This window comes from Streptococcus bovismuti, from assembly GCF_042436615.2.
Lineage (GTDB): Bacteria > Bacillota > Bacilli > Lactobacillales > Streptococcaceae > Streptococcus.
This window is the reverse complement of the sequence record NZ_JBHMFR020000002.1, coordinates 73,797-93,714: the sequence shown is the minus strand read 5'-3', so window position 1 is coordinate 93,714 and position 19,918 is coordinate 73,797. Positions and strand designations below refer to the sequence as shown.

At 41.8% G+C, this 19,918-nt stretch carries 20 protein-coding genes; 3 read left to right on the top strand and 17 right to left on the bottom strand.

Annotated features, from left to right (window positions below):
* Window positions 1-78: 78 nt before the first annotated feature.
* Genes ACERDH_RS03410 through ACERDH_RS03400 form a run of 3 tightly spaced genes read right to left on the bottom strand, consistent with a single transcriptional unit; the run spans window position 79 to window position 2,610 of the window.
* Entirely contained in the window at window positions 79-1,416 is a 1,338-nt protein-coding gene (locus ACERDH_RS03410; RefSeq protein ID WP_386679675.1) for an ABC transporter substrate-binding protein, read from the bottom strand.
* Between the two features lie 18 nt (window positions 1,417-1,434).
* On the bottom strand, window positions 1,435-1,887 hold the full coding sequence (locus ACERDH_RS03405) for a YhcH/YjgK/YiaL family protein (protein WP_285389331.1): 453 nt from the start codon (window positions 1,885-1,887) through the stop codon (window positions 1,435-1,437).
* 24 nt (window positions 1,888-1,911) lie between these two features.
* Complete coding sequence (locus tag ACERDH_RS03400) at window positions 1,912-2,610, bottom strand: N-acetylmannosamine-6-phosphate 2-epimerase (RefSeq protein WP_386679673.1); 699 nt, start codon at window positions 2,608-2,610, stop codon at window positions 1,912-1,914.
* Window positions 2,611-3,165: 555 nt separating this feature from the next.
* On the opposite strand from ACERDH_RS03400, the gene ACERDH_RS03395 reads away from it, so the two are divergent.
* Window positions 3,166-4,080, top strand: coding sequence for an Rpn family recombination-promoting nuclease/putative transposase (locus ACERDH_RS03395; RefSeq protein WP_386679671.1), 915 nt, complete (start codon window positions 3,166-3,168; stop codon window positions 4,078-4,080).
* Window positions 4,081-4,638: 558 nt separating this feature from the next.
* Here the strand turns inward: ACERDH_RS03395 and recG are convergent.
* The 14 genes from recG to nrdR all read right to left on the bottom strand — a co-directional run bounded on the left by recG (window position 4,639) and on the right by nrdR (window position 18,703).
* Complete coding sequence (gene recG, locus ACERDH_RS03390) at window positions 4,639-6,654, bottom strand: ATP-dependent DNA helicase RecG (RefSeq protein ID WP_386679669.1); 2,016 nt, start codon at window positions 6,652-6,654, stop codon at window positions 4,639-4,641.
* Between the two features lie 18 nt (window positions 6,655-6,672).
* Window positions 6,673-7,776 carry an alanine racemase gene (gene alr, locus ACERDH_RS03385; protein WP_265480835.1) on the bottom strand — a complete coding sequence of 368 codons (1,104 nt, stop codon included), beginning with the start codon at window positions 7,774-7,776 and terminating at the stop codon, window positions 6,673-6,675.
* Window positions 7,766-8,128 (bottom strand): holo-ACP synthase, encoded by a 363-nt coding sequence (gene acpS / locus ACERDH_RS03380; RefSeq protein ID WP_000635005.1) that lies wholly within the window; start codon window positions 8,126-8,128, stop codon window positions 7,766-7,768. The genes alr and acpS overlap by 11 nt, the downstream gene beginning before the upstream one ends.
* A 44-nt stretch (window positions 8,129-8,172) precedes the next feature.
* A complete protein-coding gene (locus ACERDH_RS03375; protein ID WP_254753895.1) occupies window positions 8,173-9,204 on the bottom strand; it encodes a 3-deoxy-7-phosphoheptulonate synthase in 1,032 nt (343 codons plus the stop codon).
* A gap of 1 nt (window position 9,205) precedes the next feature.
* The gene (locus tag ACERDH_RS03370) at window positions 9,206-10,237 is read right to left on the bottom strand and encodes a 3-deoxy-7-phosphoheptulonate synthase (protein ID WP_386679666.1); all 1,032 of its coding nucleotides are present in this window, start codon (window positions 10,235-10,237) and stop codon (window positions 9,206-9,208) included.
* Between the two features lie 80 nt (window positions 10,238-10,317).
* Window positions 10,318-12,831 carry a preprotein translocase subunit SecA gene (secA, locus tag ACERDH_RS03365; RefSeq protein ID WP_386679664.1) on the bottom strand — a complete coding sequence of 838 codons (2,514 nt, stop codon included), beginning with the start codon at window positions 12,829-12,831 and terminating at the stop codon, window positions 10,318-10,320.
* A gap of 145 nt (window positions 12,832-12,976) precedes the next feature.
* The gene (locus ACERDH_RS03360) at window positions 12,977-13,264 is read right to left on the bottom strand and encodes a hypothetical protein (RefSeq protein WP_386679662.1); all 288 of its coding nucleotides are present in this window, start codon (window positions 13,262-13,264) and stop codon (window positions 12,977-12,979) included.
* A 33-nt stretch (window positions 13,265-13,297) separates the two neighbouring features.
* Window positions 13,298-13,645 carry a hypothetical protein gene (locus ACERDH_RS03355; protein WP_238393768.1) on the bottom strand — a complete coding sequence of 116 codons (348 nt, stop codon included), beginning with the start codon at window positions 13,643-13,645 and terminating at the stop codon, window positions 13,298-13,300.
* A gap of 65 nt (window positions 13,646-13,710) precedes the next feature.
* A complete protein-coding gene (locus tag ACERDH_RS03350; protein WP_386680708.1) occupies window positions 13,711-14,046 on the bottom strand; it encodes a hypothetical protein in 336 nt (111 codons plus the stop codon).
* Between the two features lie 82 nt (window positions 14,047-14,128).
* Window positions 14,129-15,439, bottom strand: coding sequence for a ribosome biogenesis GTPase Der (gene der, locus ACERDH_RS03345; protein WP_001207696.1), 1,311 nt, complete (start codon window positions 15,437-15,439; stop codon window positions 14,129-14,131).
* Between the two features lie 13 nt (window positions 15,440-15,452).
* Window positions 15,453-16,166, bottom strand: coding sequence for an NADPH-dependent oxidoreductase (locus ACERDH_RS03340; protein WP_386679648.1), 714 nt, complete (start codon window positions 16,164-16,166; stop codon window positions 15,453-15,455).
* A complete protein-coding gene (gene dnaI, locus ACERDH_RS03335; RefSeq protein WP_386679646.1) occupies window positions 16,163-17,059 on the bottom strand; it encodes a primosomal protein DnaI in 897 nt (298 codons plus the stop codon). Before dnaI ends, ACERDH_RS03340 begins: the two co-directional genes overlap by 4 nt.
* Window positions 17,060-18,229 (bottom strand): DnaD domain protein, encoded by a 1,170-nt coding sequence (locus ACERDH_RS03330; protein WP_285389554.1) that lies wholly within the window; start codon window positions 18,227-18,229, stop codon window positions 17,060-17,062.
* Window positions 18,230-18,703 carry a transcriptional regulator NrdR gene (gene nrdR, locus ACERDH_RS03325; RefSeq protein WP_001203672.1) on the bottom strand — a complete coding sequence of 158 codons (474 nt, stop codon included), beginning with the start codon at window positions 18,701-18,703 and terminating at the stop codon, window positions 18,230-18,232. It abuts the gene before it with no gap.
* 139 nt (window positions 18,704-18,842) lie between these two features.
* Here nrdR and ACERDH_RS03320 point away from each other — a divergent pair, with 139 nt between their 5' ends.
* Together ACERDH_RS03320 and ACERDH_RS03315 are read left to right on the top strand one after the other, a co-directional pair.
* A complete protein-coding gene (locus tag ACERDH_RS03320) occupies window positions 18,843-19,208 on the top strand; it encodes a GntR family transcriptional regulator (protein ID WP_020901665.1) in 366 nt (121 codons plus the stop codon).
* Window positions 19,209-19,212: 4 nt separating this feature from the next.
* Entirely contained in the window at window positions 19,213-19,908 is a 696-nt protein-coding gene (locus ACERDH_RS03315) for an ABC transporter ATP-binding protein (protein WP_000054197.1), read from the top strand.
* Window positions 19,909-19,918: the final 10 nt, after the last annotated feature.

Here is a 19,918-nt window from a genome sequence, read left to right as displayed (position 1 = left end):
TCTCCTTCTCCCTTCTTTTACAAGATTGGGCTAGGGCCTTTCAGCTCACTAGCCCACCTATTTTCTAGTCTTTTATATCTACTGAACAGCCTCAAATAAATCGTTTAATTGTTTTTCTGCTTCTTTTGCTGCTTTCATAGGATCTGTTCCATTTGAAATGATATCTTGGAACATTTGTTCAATAATGTGTTGGTTAGTCAACATACCAGCTTGTACACTTGGTCCATTTTCATAACCAATAGCAGTACCTTTTTTAACAGCTTCAGTAATCACTTCTTCAGCATGTTTAAATTTCTTACGAGTTTCATTTTCTTTATAGGCTGCAGAATCGCTAATTCCCTTAATAGTTGGCAACATACCTACTGGAGTTGAATCAAGGAATTTAATATAGTCTTCTTCATTGTAAAGTGATTCCAAGAATGCTTTAGCAACTTCTGGATGTTTTGAATTTTTCCAAACAACCATTGGAATGTTTGAGGTTTCAATTCCTTGGTCTTTATCAGATTCTTTGATTTTTGGAATAGGATAGGCATCAATCGAATCAATCAATTGAGGACTGTTGGCATTAATTCCTCCAATATGGAAGCCAGAGTTAAAGTCAAATGCTGTTTTCCCTTGATAGAACAAGGTAGCTTGTTGAAGGACATTAAAGTTCAAAGAATCTTGAGGTGAGATTTCTTTATACATTTTAACCCAGTATTTAATACCATCTTGAGCAAGTTGGCTTGTCAAATCTGCTTTAAGATCTTTTGTCAAGAGACTTCCACCACCACTTCGAACATAGAAGTTCAAGAAACGTGTTGCCATTAAGTCGTTTGTCCCAAATGGAACAGACAAGCCATAAACTCCAGCTTCTTTCAATTTTTTAGAAGCATCATAGAGTTGATCCCAAGTTTTAGGAACCTCAATATTATGTTCTTTTAACAAATCTGTTCTAACCCACATGACTTGTGCATGGGAATAAAGAGGAACAGAGTAGTAATCATTTCCGATTTTTGCTTCATTTAAGGCAGTTTCGTTAAATTTATCCTGTCCAATACGCTTGATAGAATCGTTTAGCGGAACCAAAGCATCTGAGTTTACCATTTCCATTACTTGGTTAGGAAGGGCTGTACTGATATCTGGCACATTCCCATTTGCTAAACCTGTAGTCCATTTAGTATAGAAGTCATTCCAAGAAAATGTTTCAATCTTGATTTTCGTTTTTGGATGTTTTTGCATGAAAGCATCTGCTGATTTTTGAATACTTTCTAAACGTGGCCCTTGAGTAAAGGAGTGCCACATTGTAATCTCACCAGATAATTCTGTCGGTGGTTCAGTGTCAGCTGTAGTTTCTTTCTTTCCTGAACAAGCTACCAAGGCAACAGCTGCTAGCGCAACTCCAGCTAAACATAAAAACTTTCTCATTTTTTTCATTGTTCTTCCCTTTCTACATTAAGAAATCGCAACTTTAAAGACAACTTTTTTAACAGGTTCATCATTTATACGAACCTTGGGTTGATGTAAATCTTCTGGAAAAGTGATAAGGCATTCACCAGCTCTCAAATGAACTAACTGTTCCACTTCTCCTGTGTATAATTCAATATCTTTTTCTTCATCATATTTTTGGGTAACGCTTACATTTTCTGGCGACGTAACAGCCATGGCTTCTTCGTTTTCCAAAACTAAATGAATATCCAAATATTTTTGGTGAGTTTCAAAGAAGGCTCCTGCTTGACCGTCTGCTAGATAAGTAAAGCAATTACCAAATAATCGATCACCATCGATATCAATCGGACCTTCTGTTAAATTTTCTAGTCCTGTTTTTTCTAGAAAATCTATTAATGCTGCAAAATGTGGATTTACTTTCACATAAGTTCCTAAACGACTGATTTTAGTAATAATCATACTCAATCCCCCTTTCTTTATTTTTTATTTAAGACCAGCAACGAAGCGTTCTGTAATCTCTTTTGGTCTAGTAATAGCGCCACCTACAACAATGCCTCGCACTCCATATCCAAGGATTTGTTTGGCTTGTTCTGGTGTATGAATTTTCCCTTCTGCAATGACATCCACGCCAGCATCACAGAGTTTTTTGATTAATTCAAAATCGGGGCCATCCACCTTTGGACTGTAAGATGTGTATCCTGATAAGGTTGTTCCGACAAAGTCAATTCCTGCTTCAACAGCTGCTAGACCTTCTTCAAAAGTACTTGTATCAGCCATCAAGAGCTGGTTAGGATATTTTTCCTTAACCTGACGAATGAACTCTTGAATTTCCAAACCATCGTAGCGTTCACGCTTGGTACAATCCAGAGCAATTACCTCGATGTCCAGTTCTGCCAATTCATCAACTTCTTTCATAGTAGCTGTGATGAAGGGTTCTTGTGGTGGATAATCCCGTTTGATTATCCCAATGATTGGAAGTTTTGTGACCTCCTTGATTTCCTTGATATCACGAACACTGTTTGCTCGGATACCTACTGCTCCACCTTGCTCAGCCGCTTTGACCAGCAAGGGAATGACTCCTCCCGCTTCTGTATAGAGCGGTTCGTGAGGAAGGGCCTGACAAGAAACGATGATTCCATCTTTGATTTGTGCAATCAAGGCTTCTTTAGTAATATGTGGCATCCTCTTTCCTCCTTTTCTTTGTTCTTATGAGGTCATTATATATCATTTGTTAAGCGCTTTCAATAGTTTGTGATAGAATAGATTTCAATTTCAAAAGTATTTTATAGAACAGCCGTTTCTGAAAGTAGTTTCAGAGAATCATCTATTTTAAATCATTCTTATTAAACTACAAAAAAGAGAGCTCCTGGGCTCTCTCATTACATGCTCCTTTTTTTGTAATCGCCACCACCACTGTAGCATATCTAAGTAATCAATGCAAGAAAGAAAGGTAATACTCTTCGAAAATCTCTTCAAACCACGTCAGCTTCGCCTTGCCGTATATATATGTTACTGACTTCGTCAGTTCTATCTGCAACCTCAAAACAGTGTTTTGAGCAACCTGCGGCTAGTTTGCTCTTTGATTTTCATTGGGTCACTTCTAAAACTGACTTCCAATTTTGGGAGAGAGAGGGAAGTTACTTTGAGAAGTTACGCTTTTTTACGAATAAATAGATAGAAGCATTAAATCTAGTCAACCTAGAGGTAAAAATGTGCTATAATGAAAGGAGAAGAAATATGACTGTACGTCATCCGGGCATCAGCCCAACCAATGACTTGGTTGCTAAGAAAATCTTTAGCAATCCAGAAGTCACTTGTCAATTTATTCGCGATATGCTGGACTTACCAGCTAAAAATGTAACTATTTTAGAGGGAAGCAATATTCACGTCTTGCCTTCCCTGCCTTACTCAGCGCAGGATTTTTACACTAGTATAGACGTCTTGGCAGAGTTGGACAATGGCACCCAAGTGATCATTGAGATTCAGGTGCATCATCAGAATTTTTTCATTAATCGTTTATGGGCTTATCTGTGCAGTCAGGTCAATCAAAATCTTGAAAAAATTCGTCAACGTGAAGGTGATACACACCAGAGTTACAAGCATATCGCTCCTGTCTACTCCATTGCAATTGTGGACAGCAACTACTTTCAGGATGATTTAGCCTTTCACAGTTTTAGTATGCGAGAGGATACGACAGGTGAGGTTTTGACAATTACAAACAACAGTCAGGAAAACCATCTAGTCAAGATGGCGTTCTTAGAACTAAAAAAATACAGAGAAACCAGCAAGGATAGCGTTCGCAAACCGTGGTTGGAGTTTTTTGGGAATAAACCCTTTACCCAACAACCCGAGCGAGCCATCAGCCAGGCAGACCAACTGCTAGACTACAAGAGCTGGTCCGAGGAGGACAGGAAAATGTTTAGTCAACTACGTATGCGTGAAGAACAGGCATTATTGGCTCATGATTATGCCTTGGAAACTGCTAGGGCAGAAGGGATTGAACAGGGACTGGAGCGTGGAAAAGTTGAAGGAAGTTTGTCTATGCTACTAAATCTAGTCCGTCAAGGTCTTTTGCCTTCTGAAGTTGCCAGTCAACAGTTGGGTATGACTGTCTCTGAGTTTGAAGAACTATTGAAAGAGCATCATAAATAAGAACTAAAAAATATAGAGAAACCAGTAAGGACAGGGTTCGCAAGCCGTGGTTGGAGTTTTTGTAAATCATTAAATCAATGACAGATTTTTCCGTAATAGATGGAAGAATCTGTTTTTTAGTTATGCTAGATGTGGGTTCTGAAATAGTAAGATATGGTGTATTGAAATAAGATAAGAACAAAGAAATTAGGAAAGTCAAATTATAGTTAAATGAAATAAAAACTGAACAAATTAATTGCGGAATTCAAACTAATTTCTAACAATGTTTTAGAAAACTCGGTGGACTATTTCGGATTCAATCTACTATAATTTCTAGAATTTTTTTAGAATCCGCAGTGTGCTATTTTAGATTCAATAAATTGTGCTTTTAGAAACGAAAAAAGAGCATTTCGCTCTTTCTTCTTCTATTCAATCTTAGTTTTTTGCTTCTTTCTTCTGGAAAGTGGTTTGGTAATTTACTTTAATCGTTACTGTCATGTGAGAGTCCTCGTTTCTTTTTGATGACTCTAGTATAAGGGCCAAACCTGAAAGCTAGCTTAAGATTTCCTTAGAGAAAGCTTAATCTAAATGTTCTTTCTTTTCCAAATGAAGGGCAATCATGCGCCACTCTGGATCCTCTTGCCAACCTTCTATCGAACTAATATAGCTAGCAACCTTTCTGGCTTCTTCTAAAATCGGAAAATCTTCGATAATATCAGCTACTTGGAACTCTGGGAGACCTGACTGTCTGGTTCCAAAAATCTCACCTGAACCACGCATTTTCAAATCTTCCTCCGCAAGGACAAATCCATTAGTGGTTTCTGTCATAATGCGCATGCGGTCTTTCCCAGAATCCGTCTTAGGATTGGCAACGAGAACTGCATAAGACTGCTTATCTCCCCGACCCACACGACCTCTAAGCTGGTGAAGCTGGCTGAGACCGAAGCGATCGGCATCCATAATGATCATAACTGTCGCATTGGGAACATTAACTCCAACCTCGATAACCGTCGTCGACACCAGAATATCCGTTTTTCTCTCTTTGAACTCCTGCATAATCTGGTCTTTTTCGTCACTCTTCATCTTACCATGTAGAAGAGCCACTTCTGCCTTACCTGCAAAATGAGCCGTCAATTCTTCTGATAAGGCAATGGCATTTTTCAAATCCAGAGCTTCTGATTCTTCAATCAAGGGAGAGATGACATAGGTTTGAGAACCTTTTTGAATTTCCCCCTCTAACCAAGTCAAGACCTGAGGCAGTTGCTCATGTTTGATCCAGCGTGTCACAATAGGCTTTCGTCCTGCTGGCATCTGGTCAATAATGGAAACATCCATATCTCCAAAGGCTGTGATAGCCAAGGTTCGTGGTATGGGAGTCGCCGTCATCATGAGGACATCTGGGTTGTCGCCTTTTTCTCTCAGAACACGCCTTTGCCCTACACCAAAGCGGTGCTGCTCATCGATGATAATCAAGCCCAGACGAGCATAATCCACCCCATCCTGTATCAGAGCGTGAGTTCCGATAATCAAATCAGCCTCACCCTTGGCAATAGTCTCCAAGACTTCTCTCTTTTCTGCAGCTTTCAAGGAACCTGTCAAAAGAGCCAGTTTCAAGTCTGGGAAGAGACTCTGTAGACTCTCAAAATGTTGCTCTGCAAGGATTTCTGTTGGTACCATGAGGGCTGATTGGTAGCCAGCTGTCACCGCCGCAAACATGGCCAAGCCAGCAACCACCGTTTTTCCGCTCCCCACATCCCCTTGTAGGAGACGATTCATGTGGTGATCCGACTTCATATCGGTTAAAATTTCCTGCAAACTTTTTTCTTGAGCTGGGGTCAGGGCAAAAGGCAGCCTTTCTTTTACTTCTGTCACTTTTTTCTGAGACCAGTTCAAAACCAAACCGCTTCCCTGAACTCTATTTTCAGACTTGAGCGTCTGCAACTGCATTTGGAAATAAAAAAGTTCCTCAAACTTGATACGGCGAAGGGCCTGCTTGTATTCTGCCAAATCCTTGGGGAAATGCATGGCACGAACGGCCTGACAACGGGACATGAGTTTGTATTTGTCCAGCAAAGACTGGGGAAGATTTTCCTCAATCAAGAGATCCAATCCCTGATCAAAGGCCGTCTTAATAACCTTGACCAGACTGGCCTGACTGATTCCCTGAGCCAAGCGATAAACAGGTTGGAGGTCATCTTCCACCTGAGCTAGGACCTTCATCCCAGTCAGACTAGCCTTGGCGCGGTCCCATTTTCCAAAGACAGCAAGGGTTGCTCCCAACTCTATCTTATCAGCTAGATAGGGCTGGTTAAAGAAATTCACCACAAAAACGACTTCTCCCTGCTTGAGGCTAAAGCGCAGGCGATTGCGCTTGAATCCATAATACTGGACACTGGCAGGAGTCACGACTTGACCAGAAAGAACTGCCTTCTCCCCATCTTCCAGTTCCAATACCTGCTTGGTCTTGAAGTCTTCATAACGGAAAGGAAAGTAGAGCAAGAGGTCTTGCAAATTTTCAATTCCTAGTTTGGCGTATTTCTCTGCTGACTTTGGTCCCACACCAGGCAAGACATGCAAGGGTTGATGTAGATTCATGCTCCACTCCTTTCTTTTTTAATAATATTCTCTCGGAATGCGGTCACTGAGGAGACAAACCACTTCATAGTTAATGGTTCCACGGTAGGTCGCTACCTGAGTAGCTGTGATTTCCTTGCCCCCGTTGGAACCAATCAAGGTTACTTTGGTTCCGAGTGGGTAAGGCTTAGGAATACGAATGGTGATTTGGTCCATAGAAACTCGTCCGACGATTGGGCAAGCTTGACCATCTACAAAGACGGAGAAATTCTGCATGTCACGTGTCCAACCATCCGCATAACCAATTGGTACCGTCGCGATGACTTGCTCGCTATCCGCCTGATAAGTCGCCCCATAGCCCATGCAAGCTCCAGCTGAAACTGTCTTGACATGAACTAAAGCAGACTCCAAGGTCAAGGCTGGTTTCAAGTCATAGGGTAAATCCAAAACCTCTCCACTTGGATTGAGACCATACATGGCATCTCCCATACGTACTGCATTAAAAATAGTCTCTGCATGCCAGAGGGTCGTTGCCGAATTGCTGGCATGAACCAGCTCTGGAAGACCTTTCATACTTTCCAAAATAGCTTTAAATCGTTCTAACTGACTATTAAAGTAGGCATCTGATTCCTCGTCTGCAGTCGCAAAGTGGGTAAAAATTCCTTCAACACGAGCACCGTGTTGTTGGAGCAAAACTTGAGCCTGCTCAGCCTCACCGGCCTCTCGAAAACCAATCCGTCCCATGCCTGAATCAATCTTGAGGTGGACTGTCAATCCAGTTAGGTCCGCTTCCTTATCTAAGAGTGCTTGGATCCACTCCAGTCCGGCCACAGTCAAGGTGATGTCGTATTCTTTAGCAAGAGCAACAGCTTCGATTTCAGAAACTCCTAAAATGAGGATTCGCTTGCTGAGTCCAGCTTGTCTAAGTTCAATGGCTTCATCAATATTGGAAACGCAAAAGCCATCAACATCATCTTGAATAGCCGTGGCAACAGCAATAGCCCCATGCCCATAGGCATTGGCCTTGACTACTGCAAATTTGAGCGTTCCTTGAGGGATATGAGCCCCCATTTGCTGAATATTTTGTCGAATAGCTCCCAGATGAATCAGAGCCTTGGTTGGTCTATGTGGACTAGCTTTCATGATTTTCCTCCAAAATGACACTGGCTGTCACAAACTGATCGGTGTGGCTGATAGACAGCCAAATCTTTCCTGAAAATGGTGCCTGACTAAAATAAGGCGCCCCGCGTTCATTGTTCAAGACTTCCAAATCCTGAAAACCGAGCTTGCCAATGCCCGTTCCCATGGCCTTGGAAAAGGCCTCCTTAGCCGACCAGCGACCAGCCAAATATTCAATCTGCCTGCGCCCTTTGAGACTGGTGAAGCGCTCCATTTCCTTAGCGGTCAGCACGCGCTTAGCAAATCCTTCATGTCGTGTAACCGCGCTTTCTATCGAAGCCAATTCTTCGATGTCAATTCCGTGTCCAACTATCATTCTCATCAAAAGGAGTTGAGATTCCCCAACTCCATCCTTTTCACTTATTTTGTCAAGGTAGCATAAATCTCTTCTACCAAGGCCTCTGTATTTTCCCAGCCTAGGCAAGGATCGGTAATAGAGCAACCAAAGACCTCTGGTTGATTTTGACGACCATCTGCTAGGTAAGACTCAATCATAAAGCCTCGAACTGTCTTTTTAATCTTCTCATTCCAATCACGATTTTGCAAGGTCTGGCGAACAATTCGAATCTGCTCCATATATTGCTTGCCTGAGTTGTCATGGTTGGTGTCAATGAGGATAAAAGGATTTTCAAGTCCCATAGTTTCATAACGCTCAATAGCATTTAGCAGTGTTTCATAGTAAAAGTTAGGCTCATTTTTCCCATATTCATTAACTGCGCCACGAAGGATGACGTGGGCCAAGGGATTTCCTGAAGTCTCAACTTCTTGGCCATGAAAGAGGAAGGTTTGTTTGTTTTGAGCGGCATAGATGCCATTAAACATGACACCAAGATTTCCAGAGGTTGGATTTTTCATCCCGACTGGTGCATCAATCCCTGAGGCCACAAAGCGGTGCTCTTGGTCTTCCACAGAACGAGCTCCTACAGCATGGTAGCTGACCAAATCATCTACCAAGACCAGATTTGACGGATAAAGCATCTCATCTGCCGTTGTCAAACCAGTCTCTGTAATCACACGGTAGTGCAACTGACGCACAGCCTGCAAACCGTTAATCAGACTTGGAGCCTTAGAAGTATCTGGCTGGTGAACTAAACCTTTATAGCCGTCTCCGTTGGTGCGTGGTTTAGCTGTATAAACACGCATAACCATGAAAATCTTGTCCGCCACCTTCTTTTGCAAGGCGGACAAACGGCGGGCATATTCCAAGACAGCCTCTTCATTATCAGAAGAGCAAGGACCAATCACCAAAAGGATACGGTCATCTTCACCTGAAATAATGTCTGCCAATTCTCTATCACGACGCTCCTTTAGTCGCAAGGCTTCCGCAGACAATTGAGTTTCTGCCTTGATTGCTTCAATATCGATTTCTTGACCTTTTTCAATAAATGTCATCTTATTCTCCTAGCGTTTGGTAGATTTCTCTGACAAGGGCTTCCGTATTATCCCAGCCAAGACAAGGGTCTGTGATAGACTTGCCAAATACTTCCGGTTCGTTTTGACGGCCGTCTTCTAGATAAGACTCAATCATAAAGCCACGAACGTACTGCTTGATTTTTTCATTCCAATCACGGTTAATCAAGGTCTGGCGGACAATTCTAATCTGGTCCATATATTGCTTACCAGAGTTGTCATGATTGGTATCCACAATGATAAAAGGATTTTCCAAGCCCATCTTCTCATACTGAGCAATAGTATCCATCAAATTATCATAGTAGTAGTTGGGAATATTCTTACCATACTCATTGATTGCTCCACGAAGAATAGCGTGCGAAAGCGGGTTCCCAGTTGTTTCCACTTCTTTTCCTAGGAAAAGGAAACTTTGTTTGTTTTGAGCAGCATAAATCCCATTAAACATAACATTGAGATTTCCAGATGTTGGATTTTTAAACCCAGTCGCGAAATCTGCTCCACTTGCCACAAAGCGGTGTTGCTGGTCTTCAACTGAACGGGCACCAACCGCCATGTAAGAAATCAAATCATCCACAAGCGGTAGATTTTCAGGATAAAGCATTTCATCAGCCGTTGTCATTCCTGTTTCTGTGATAACACGATAATGAAGATGGCGAACGGCTTTGATTCCATTGATAAGACTAGGCGCTTCTGTCGCATTAGGCTGGTGAATCAAGCCCTTATAGCCATCTCCGTTGGTACGGGGTTTAGCAGTATAAACACGCATAACCATAAAGATACGGTCTGCCACTTCTTCTTGCAAAGCTGCCAAACGCTTAGCGTATTCAAGAACAGCTTCTTCATTGTCAGATGAGCATGGCCCGATTACCAAGAGAATCCGCTGGTCTTCTCCACGTATAATGGCTTCTAGCTCTTTATCGCGCTGTGATTTTATCTCCAAAGCTTGGCCTTCTAATTTTGATAAGGCACGCACTTCTTCAATATTAATTTTAGGACTTTTTGCTGTAAATACCATAACTCATCTCCTTATAAAGTAAACGGATACCAAGTAAAAATTTACTTTTCACAAGGTATCCGCCTCTAAACTATCTCATTTTATTGTCTTTTACCGTGACAGTTTTTAAACTTCTTACCAGAACCACATGGGCAAAGTTCATTCCGTCCAATCTGGCTCAAATCCAGATTTTCAGGCATATTTGCTTGGTGGGCAGCGATATTTCGAGTCGCTGTTGTACTGATATGGTGTTCTGCTTGTGGTCTTTCTTGTTCATGAATTTGTGCTTTCATCATCAAGCGTGTCACATCAAACTCAATCGAACCAATCATGTCATTAAACATACGGAAACCTTCCGCCTGATACTCAACAACAGGGTTGTTCTGAGCATAGCCACGAAGTCCAACCGCGTTACGCAATTGATCAAGGGCATCGATATGATCTGTCCACTTGTTATCCACCACTCGTAGAATCAAGACTTTTTGGAATTCTTTAACTGCTTCTTCATCGCGTAGTTTTGAAACCTGACTATCGTAAACTTGCAAGGCACGTTGGAAGAGCTCTTCCTTAATTGCCTTGTCAGACAAGCCCGACAAGTCTTCCATCGTAATAGAATCTTCTGGAAGCAAGTTGTACTTAGCAAAGTTCAAAATTGCTTCTAGTTTTTCATCTTGTTTTGCACGCGCATGACCATCAACGACACGACCAATCGTGCGTTTGATCATAGCCTGAATTTCAGGTGCCAAGTCACGATCTGCAGTAATGACGTCGTAACGTTGAGCGTAGATAATCTCACGTTGTTCACGCATGACATCGTCATACTGAAGGACTTGTTTACGGGTATCGTAGTTATTTCCTTCGACACGTTTTTGTGCCGCTTCAACCTGACGTGTCAACATACGAGACTCAATCGCCTCTTCAGACATGTTGAGACGTTCAAAGATTCCCTTCAAGCGTTCAGAACCAAAACGTTTCATCAAATCATCTTCGAGAGATAGGTAGAATTGTGACTCACCTGGGTCTCCCTGACGACCTGAACGTCCACGAAGCTGGTTGTCGATACGACGGCTTTCATGACGTTCTGTACCAATAACACAAAGTCCTCCAAGTTCACGAACTCCTTCACCAAGCTTGATGTCGGTACCACGACCGGCCATGTTAGTTGCGATGGTAACAGCACCACGCTGACCAGCATTCATGATGATTTGGGCTTCTTTATAGTGGTTTTTGGCGTTCAAGACTTCGTGAGGAACACCAGCTTCGACCAATTTTTTAGAAATGTAGTCACTGGTTTCAACCGCAACTGTACCAACCAAGACAGGCTGACCTTTTTGGTAACGAGCCTTAACGTCTTTAACAACGGCCTTAAACTTAGCTTCAATGCTAGCAAAAAGCAAATCTGGATGGTCAATACGTTGAACAGGACGGTTTGTTGGGATTGGAATAACACGAATGTTGTAGATTTCACGGAATTCTTCTTCCTCAGTCTTACCAGTACCCGTCATACCAGACAATTTCTTGTACATACGGAAGAGGTTTTGGTAAGTGATTGAGGCAGATGTCTTGGTTTCATCCTGGATTGGCACACCTTCTTTGGCTTCAATGGCTTGGTGCAATCCATCAGAATAACGACGACCTTCCATGGTACGACCTGTAAATTGGTCGACGATCAAAATTTCTTGCTCTTCGCTCACCACATAGTCAATATCGAGAAGCATGATGTAGTTGGCACGAAGGGCGTTATCGATAAAGTGAGTCAGAGCTACGTTTTCGATGTCATAAAGGTTTTCAAGCTTGAAGTAGCTTTCAGCCTTGTCAATCCCTGAATCAGACAAACCAATAGTCTTAGACTGCACATCAATGATGTAGTCGTCTTTGTCCAACGATTTTACATAGTGGTCTGCCATGTGGTAGAGCTGACTAGTTTCAACCGCATTAGCACCTGATACAATCAAAGGTGTACGGGCCTCGTCAATCAAGATAGAGTCAACCTCATCGACCAAGGCATAGTTAAGCGGACGTTGTACCATGTTTTCAGCGCGAACGACCATGTTATCACGAAGGTAGTCAAATCCGATTTCTGAGTTGGTTGAGTAAGTAATATCACACTCATAGGCTTCTTTTTTCTCCATTGGAGATTTGGCAGCCAAGTTAATCCCTACTGACAAACCAAGCCATGAGTACAATTCACCCATCTCAGTCGCGTCACGTTCTGACAGATATTCATTGACCGTAACTACGTGAACCCCTTTACCTGAAAGGGCATTGAGGTATACTGGCATAGTCGCAGTCAAGGTTTTTCCTTCCCCTGTACGCATCTCTGGCACGTCACCATGGTGAAGAACGATTCCCCCCATGACCTGAACCTTATATGGGAATAGACCTAGGACACGTTTGGCACCTTCACGGACAACCGCAAATGCTTCATAAAGCAATGAATCCAGTGATTCTCCATTTTGATAACGTTCTTTAAATTCAACTGTTTTTGCTTTTAGTTGGTCATCTGTCAAAGCAGCCATTTGGTCTTCGTATTTGAAAACCTTGTCGGCCATCTTTTCCAGACGACGGATTTCTCCTTTATCATTTTCGATAATTGTTTTTAAAATATTAGCCATGTTTTTCCTTACTTTAAATTCCGAATATTTTAGAATGTTCTTTTAATTTTAGCACAATTACTGATTATTTTCAAGGAAGAATCCCCATTTTGAAAAGGAAAAAGAGGCTAGTTTCCAAGCTAACCTCTCTGACTTTTATGATGCTTTAATTGCCAAAAATCGGCAAAAGAGCAAATAGAATAAATAGGTTAATCCAAAGAGAAAAACAGCAGATCAATCCAAAAACAAAGAGACTGACTTTCTTGGATAGCAAGGCCATCAAAATGGACAGAACACCAAAAACTAGCAAGACTTTCTGTATGATGAAGAGGTCAATCTTCCCCCCCAGAATCGGACTGCCCCAAGGAAGAAAGAAGAAAGCAATCCAGATGAACAGAACTAAACCAATATAGACCTTAGAATAGCGTGTAATAAATGATTTTAGATGTGCCATAAGCTACCTCCTATCAATAAAAACCGATATAAATCAATGCCTTTCGCCTTTAGATTGTCCTAGTTCCCGTCTCAAGCGAAACATTTTTTTGAAAAAGATATAATCTAACCAGTCACTGCCTAGAGATATGACTATCAAAATCAACCCAACACCCCAAGTACTAGCATCTGAATCATGGCTCAGAACAAAAGGGAAAAATAAGAATGAAAAAATTGTCATATCCAAGCTAAACAGAGCTAAAAGGGAAATATAAATCCAGTAAAAATAGTAGAAGATGGGAAAAATTTTACTGTTTCTGTCAGCATTGTCTATCCAATAGAAAAAATAAAAACAAGGAAATAAGAGTATCAAATGAAACCAATTAAACGACAATTTCATCATCGACACCTCCTCTTTGAAATTGTTTTCTTTAGTTTCGTTCTATTAAATGTTATTACCCATATAAATCAATGCCTTCCACCTTTAGACTTTCCTAGTTCCCGTCTCAAGCGAAACATTTTTCTGAAACAGGAATAAGTTAACCAATTCATAACAATAGCTAGCAAAATAAAAAGAAACCAAATGCCCCATAACTTGATATCTGTCACATTTCTCAAGACGATATTGAAAAACAGAACTGAAATAACTGTCCAAGCAAGGCTAAAAAGAGCATAGAGGGGGATGTAAAACCAGTAAAAATAGTAAAAAATTGGGAAAAATTTACTATTTCTGTTGGCCTTTTCAATCCAGTTATCAAAATAAAAGTAAGGTGCTAAAAATAAGAATTTAAACAAATGTTCCATCAGCAGCACCTCTTTTGATAGCGTTTTCTTTAACTTCATTCTATCAAAAAAATCTGGAAATGTCATTCCAGATTCTACTTTTTTATTTGCGTTTTCTTGCGATGAGATGGATCGGTGTTCCTTCAAAGACAAAGGCCTTGCGAATTTGATTTTCCAAGAAACGTAGGTAAGAAAAGTGCATGAGTTCTTCTTCGTTGACAAAGATGACAAAGGTTGGTGGTTTGGTTGCCACTTGGGTCGCGTAGAAAATCTTGAGGCGTTTCCCTTTGTCTGTCGGTGTTGGGTTGATGGCAATAGCATCCATAATCACATCGTTCAAGACAGCTGATGGAATACGTGTATTTTGACTTTCACTGATTTGCTTGATCATCTCAGGCAGTTTGTGGAGACGTTGCTTGGTCAAGGCTGATACAAAGATAATCGGTGCGTAAGGCAAGTATTGGAACTGCTCACGGATATCTTCTTCCCAGTTTTTCATAGTGTGGTTGTCTTTTTCAAGAGTATCCCACTTGTTGACCACGATAATCATCCCTTTACCAGCTTCATGGGCAAATCCTGCGATACGCTTGTCGTATTCACGGATACCCTCTTCCGCATTGATGACCATCAAGACTACATCTGAACGGTCAATAGCTCGCATGGCACGCATGACAGAATATTTCTCAGTATTTTCATAAACCTTACCAGACTTACGCATACCAGCCGTATCAATCATGGTAAATTCTTGACCATCTGTATCTGTAAAGTGGGTATCAATAGCGTCACGAGTTGTTCCAGCAACGGGACTGGCAATGACACGGTCTTCTCCCAAGATAGCATTGATCAAGCTTGATTTTCCAACGTTGGGACGACCAATCAGACTAAACTTAATGACATCTGGATTTTCTTCCTCATATTCATTTGGAAGATTTTCTACGATCGCGTCTAGCACATCCCCTGTACCGATCCCATGGACAGATGAAATAGGCAGTGGTTCACCCAAACCGAGAGCATAGAAATCATAGATATCATTTCGCATCTCAGGGTTGTCCACCTTGTTAACCGCGAGGATAACTGGTTTGTGGGTTTTATAAAGCTTACGAGCTACGTATTCGTCTGCATCGGTAATTCCTTCCTTACCAGACACGACAAAGACGATAACATCGGCTTCTTCCATGGCAATTTCTGCCTGGTGCTTGATTTGTTCCATGAAAGGAGCATCGACATCATCGATTCCTCCTGTATCAATCATGCTAAAAGAGCGATTGAGCCACTCACCCGTTGCATAGATACGGTCACGTGTCACTCCTTCGACATCTTCTACAATGGAGATTCGCTCACCAGCGATCCGATTAAATAGGGTTGATTTCCCAACATTGGGACGTCCTACAATGGCAATAGTTGGTAGGGCCATAATTTCTCACTTTCTACAATAACTTCTTCTGTTCAAGATTTTTTCTAGTTGAGCTTGGTTCAGCTTGACCAAACTGTTCTGCTAGGCGCTGACTCCAGCTTGTGGTCGCACGCGCCCCAGCATAGTCGGCCTGTACACGGTCATAAGCTTCGATTGCCTCAGTTGACTGTTCTCGGTATTCTTCCTCAAAGACTACATTATCCAGTGGCAGTCTTGGTTTCACATCATGATGTTGATTTGGCACACCTAGTGCCATCCCAAAGACAGGGTAGGTGTAGTCAAGCAGGTTAAATAGCTCTGCCACTTCTTCTGACTTGTACCGCACCAAGCCAATAATAACACCACCATAGCCCAAACTTTCAGCTGCTAGTAAAGCATTTTGTCCAGCAAGAGCCGCATCGACCGAACTAATCAAGAGCCCTTCCACCCCTTGAGGTTGGAATGTATCGGTATGGAGTCGTGCTCCCTTTTCTGCTCGGTTCAAATCTCCGACAAAGAGAAGGAAAACAGCTGACTGGCGAATGGCTTCTTGAGGTACCAATTCATACAGAGCATCTTTCTTTTCTTGACTTCGCACCACAATCACAGAGTAGGATTGGAAATTCTTCCAAGATGAAGCCATCTGAGCTGCTGTCAGGATTTCAGTCAAGTCTTCCTGAGGAAGGCCTTGCTCCTTAAATCTGCGCACTGACGTATGAGCCTTCATTAATTTGATTGTTTCTGTCATCGACGGTTTACTCCTTCTAAACGAGTCTCCTCAGCCAAATAACGGATGCGTTCCATGACGCGTCTGGCTTCCCAGGTTTCGTCATTTCCATGTTTCCCTTTAGCGAAATGCTGCTCCAATTCTTCAAAGTTGAAGTTGGATGTGAAAAAGGTCGGTAAATTTTCCTGCATCCGATATTGGAGAATGACTTGTAGGATTTCGTCACGCACCCAAGGTGTTGATTGCTCGGCACCAATATCATCTAAAATCAGGACTTCAGAAAGCTTGATCTCATCCACCAAGGTCTTAACATTGCCATCACTGATGGCATTTTTAGCATCAATGACAAAGCTAGGATAATGGAGGAGAGTTGATGAAACACCACGTTTTTCTGATAAATCATGGGCTAAGGCAGCCACCATGAAACTTTTACCCACACCAAAGTCTCCATACAAGTAAAGACCTTTTTGAATAGCTGGATATTGCTCCACGAAAGCTAATAGCTTTTCAAAAACTGGCAAGCGACCCAAATCATCCAAGTCTACTTGAGCTAAACTAGCTTTCTTGAGAGTAGCTGGCAGATTGATTAACCTGAGACGGTTCTTAATAGCCGCTTCTTTTTCAGCCACAATTAGTTCAGGAGTTTCTTCATAAGAAACGTCCGCATAGCCATGATTCATAACCAAAATCGGCTTGTAGCCTTTGGCAATATAATCTGTATCTCCTCGGAGGAATTTATCTCTCTCAGTGATGTATTGGTTAAACTTGGAAATACTACGGTTCAACTCGTCCTGATTGAGGGATTCTTGCTGGATAAAGGCCGCAACATCAGGGTCCTTCATGATTTTCTGGACTAAATCTTGATAGTGAAAACGGCTAGGTTGACGTTTGAGTACGTCTCCGACACTTTCCATCTAATCTCCTCCTTTTTCTAATCGAGCTAATAGTTCTTGTTTCTTACGTTCTAGTTCCAGACGAGTTTCCTCGCTGGTTTCATTCTTATAATCTGGATTGCTCCACTTGGGTACATTGGACTTGGTAGGACTGGGTTTACTGCCTTTTTGAGCCTGACTCTTTTGCCCACGTTCACGGATCCGAAGAACTGCCTCTTCTGCCGAATGAATCTTTTGATAAGCATAGTCATTGGCTACCTTCATGGCATATTTCTCATTGATATTTGCCGAATCCACCTTATTAAAAGTCAATAAGAGAATGATATTGATGACTTCGTCCAGTAAGCCCAAGCCAGCCATTTGTTGCAAGAGTTCTCTTTCTGTTTGGGTAATGGTTCCCTTGCGTGTCTGCTTGATTTCTGCCAAAAACTGCATGGCAGTTTTACTTTTTGCTTCCTTGATAATAGTTGCTTCCTTAGAACTAAAGTCAGAGGAAACCGGTTTTTGAGCAATTTTTTCACGCATGCGTTTGGTTGAAATAACCTGGGAAACAGCTGTTGACTTAGCCAATTGATAGGTTTCAAACCAAGTCCATTTCTTCTCCTCGGCAATGGCAAAGAGGTTTAAGACATCGGACTGCTCATCCGCAAAACGAAGCCCATCTCGAGCCATAAGCTGACGAAAATGGTCCAAGTCAAAATCGTTGGCCACTTTCTTCTTGAGACTAAGGTCTTCTTGACTTCCTAGTTCTGCCAAATCTGGAAAGACTTGATTGAGTGAGACAGATATTTCTTCTCCCTCAGCACTCTCAACTTTCAAATCCTCTACAGCTGCATCGCCAATCTTTTTCTCCAAAAGTCTGCGATAAACAGGATGCTCCAAGAAGTCTTGACTAGAGAGAGGAGCATGGAGGACTAACTGATAAACATCCCCATTTTGATAGATAGTCAAGAGATTGAAAGCAGATAGGATTTTCAGAGATTTTATCAATCTATCCATCCCAAAGTTGAGATGGTTGAGAATGCTTGAAAAGAGATATTCCTTTCTACCATTGTCCCAAAAACTGATTGTATAAAGATAAAGGCTCAGTGCCTCCTGACCGATAATCGGGAGGTAGCACTGTACCAGAGATGAGGTATCTTGCGACACCCGATTATTCTTTAGATAAGAAAAACGGTCAATTGGCTTCATTTATCTTTCCTTTTTCTTTTTAGAGGACTGGGTGATTTGTTGGAGCAGGCTCTCTAACTCACTCACATCCTTAAAACTACGATAGACACTGGCAAAACGTACATAGGTAATCTCATCCAACTCAGCCAACTCCTCCATGACGAGTGAACCAATGTCCTCACTTTGAATTTCATTTTCATTTCGACCACGGAGTTTCTGTTCGATACGATTGACTACCATGTTGATTTCATCACTTGACACAGGACGTTTCTGGGCTGAGCGGATAATCCCATTAAAGATTTTATCTCTGGAGAACTGTTCCCGTGTGCCATCTTTTTTAACAACCACTAAGGTTCTTTCTTCTACTCTTTCGTAGGTTGTAAAACGGTGCTGGCATTCGTCGCACTCACGTCTTCTACGAATAGTGTTCCCTTCTTCTGCTTGGCGACTATCGATAACACTTGACTTGGTAGCCCCACATTTTGGACAACGCATCCTTTCCCTCCTTATCGTTTTCTTTTCATTATACCATTTTTTAAACGATTCCCAAAACAATTCTTCTTTTTGCTTGACAAGTTTTTTGTTTTGTTGTATTATTTTATTAAGACAAAAGGATAAAAGAAAGGAGACCAAGATGTCCTGGACATTTGACAACAAAAAACCCATCTATTTACAGATTATGGAGAAAATCAAGCTTCAGATTGTTTCCCATACACTAGAACCCAATCAACAACTTCCAACCGTGAGAGAGCTCGCTAGCGAGGCGGGTGTCAATCCAAACACCATCCAAAGAGCCTTGTCAGACCTTGAACGAGAAGGCTTTGTCTACAGTAAGCGCACAACTGGACGATTTGTGACTGAGGATAAGGAGCTAATCACCCAATCGCGCAAACAATTATCGGAAGAAGAATTGGAACACTTCGTTTCCTCCATGACCCATTTTGGCTATGAAAAAGAAGAACTACCAGGCGTAGTTGGCGATTATATTAAAGGAGTTTAAGCCTATGTCATTACTAGCATTTGAAAATGTATCCAAATCATATGGAGCAACCCCAGCCCTTGAAAATGTTTCCCTTGACATTCCAGCCGGAAAAATTGTTGGTCTCCTTGGACCAAACGGCTCAGGGAAAACAACCCTGATTAAACTAATCAATGGCCTCTTGCAGCCAGATCAAGGACGCGTCCTTATCAACGACATGGATCCAAGCCCAGCAACCAAGGCCATCGTAGCTTATTTGCCAGATACGACCTATCTCAATGAGCAAATGAAGGTCAAAGAAGCCCTAACCTACTTCAAGACCTTCTATAAAGATTTCAATCTTGAACGTGCCCATCATCTACTTGCAGACCTCGGCATTGATGAAAATAGTCGTCTCAAAAAACTATCAAAAGGAAACAAGGAAAAGGTACAACTGATTTTGGTTATGAGTCGTGATGCTCGTCTCTACGTTTTGGACGAACCCATTGGTGGGGTGGACCCAGCAGCCCGTGAGTATATCCTCAATACTATTATCAACAACTACTCCCCAACTTCTACCGTTTTGATTTCTACCCACTTGATTTCTGATATCGAGCCAATCTTGGATGAAATTGTCTTCCTGAAAGACGGAAAAGTCGTTCGTCAAGGAAATGTAGATGATATCCGCTATGAGTCAGGTGAATCCATTGACCAACTCTTCCGTCAGGAATTTAAGGCCTAAAAAAAGGAGA

Bases quoted from the DNA above. Each gene is read 5' to 3' on its own strand.
- ACERDH_RS03410 (WP_386679675.1), bottom strand. From the start codon at position 1,416: ATGAAAAAAATGAGAAAGTTTTTATGTTTAGCTGGAGTTGCGCTAGCA.
- ACERDH_RS03405 (WP_285389331.1), bottom strand. From the start codon at position 1,887: ATGATTATTACTAAAATCAGTCGTTTAGGAACTTATGTGAAAGTAAAT.
- ACERDH_RS03400 (WP_386679673.1), bottom strand. From the start codon at position 2,610: ATGCCACATATTACTAAAGAAGCCTTGATTGCACAAATCAAAGATGGA.
- ACERDH_RS03395 (WP_386679671.1), top strand. From the start codon at position 3,166: ATGACTGTACGTCATCCGGGCATCAGCCCAACCAATGACTTGGTTGCT.
- recG (WP_386679669.1), bottom strand. From the start codon at position 6,654: ATGAATCTACATCAACCCTTGCATGTCTTGCCTGGTGTGGGACCAAAG.
- alr (WP_265480835.1), bottom strand. From the start codon at position 7,776: ATGAAAGCTAGTCCACATAGACCAACCAAGGCTCTGATTCATCTGGGA.
- acpS (WP_000635005.1), bottom strand. From the start codon at position 8,128: ATGATAGTTGGACACGGAATTGACATCGAAGAATTGGCTTCGATAGAA.
- ACERDH_RS03375 (WP_254753895.1), bottom strand. From the start codon at position 9,204: ATGACATTTATTGAAAAAGGTCAAGAAATCGATATTGAAGCAATCAAG.
- ACERDH_RS03370 (WP_386679666.1), bottom strand. From the start codon at position 10,237: ATGGTATTTACAGCAAAAAGTCCTAAAATTAATATTGAAGAAGTGCGT.
- secA (WP_386679664.1), bottom strand. From the start codon at position 12,831: ATGGCTAATATTTTAAAAACAATTATCGAAAATGATAAAGGAGAAATC.
- ACERDH_RS03360 (WP_386679662.1), bottom strand. From the start codon at position 13,264: ATGGCACATCTAAAATCATTTATTACACGCTATTCTAAGGTCTATATT.
- ACERDH_RS03355 (WP_238393768.1), bottom strand. From the start codon at position 13,645: ATGATGAAATTGTCGTTTAATTGGTTTCATTTGATACTCTTATTTCCT.
- ACERDH_RS03350 (WP_386680708.1), bottom strand. From the start codon at position 14,046: ATGGAACATTTGTTTAAATTCTTATTTTTAGCACCTTACTTTTATTTT.
- der (WP_001207696.1), bottom strand. From the start codon at position 15,439: ATGGCCCTACCAACTATTGCCATTGTAGGACGTCCCAATGTTGGGAAA.
- ACERDH_RS03340 (WP_386679648.1), bottom strand. From the start codon at position 16,166: ATGACAGAAACAATCAAATTAATGAAGGCTCATACGTCAGTGCGCAGA.
- dnaI (WP_386679646.1), bottom strand. From the start codon at position 17,059: ATGGAAAGTGTCGGAGACGTACTCAAACGTCAACCTAGCCGTTTTCAC.
- ACERDH_RS03330 (WP_285389554.1), bottom strand. From the start codon at position 18,229: ATGAAGCCAATTGACCGTTTTTCTTATCTAAAGAATAATCGGGTGTCG.
- nrdR (WP_001203672.1), bottom strand. From the start codon at position 18,703: ATGCGTTGTCCAAAATGTGGGGCTACCAAGTCAAGTGTTATCGATAGT.
- ACERDH_RS03320 (WP_020901665.1), top strand. From the start codon at position 18,843: ATGTCCTGGACATTTGACAACAAAAAACCCATCTATTTACAGATTATG.
- ACERDH_RS03315 (WP_000054197.1), top strand. From the start codon at position 19,213: ATGTCATTACTAGCATTTGAAAATGTATCCAAATCATATGGAGCAACC.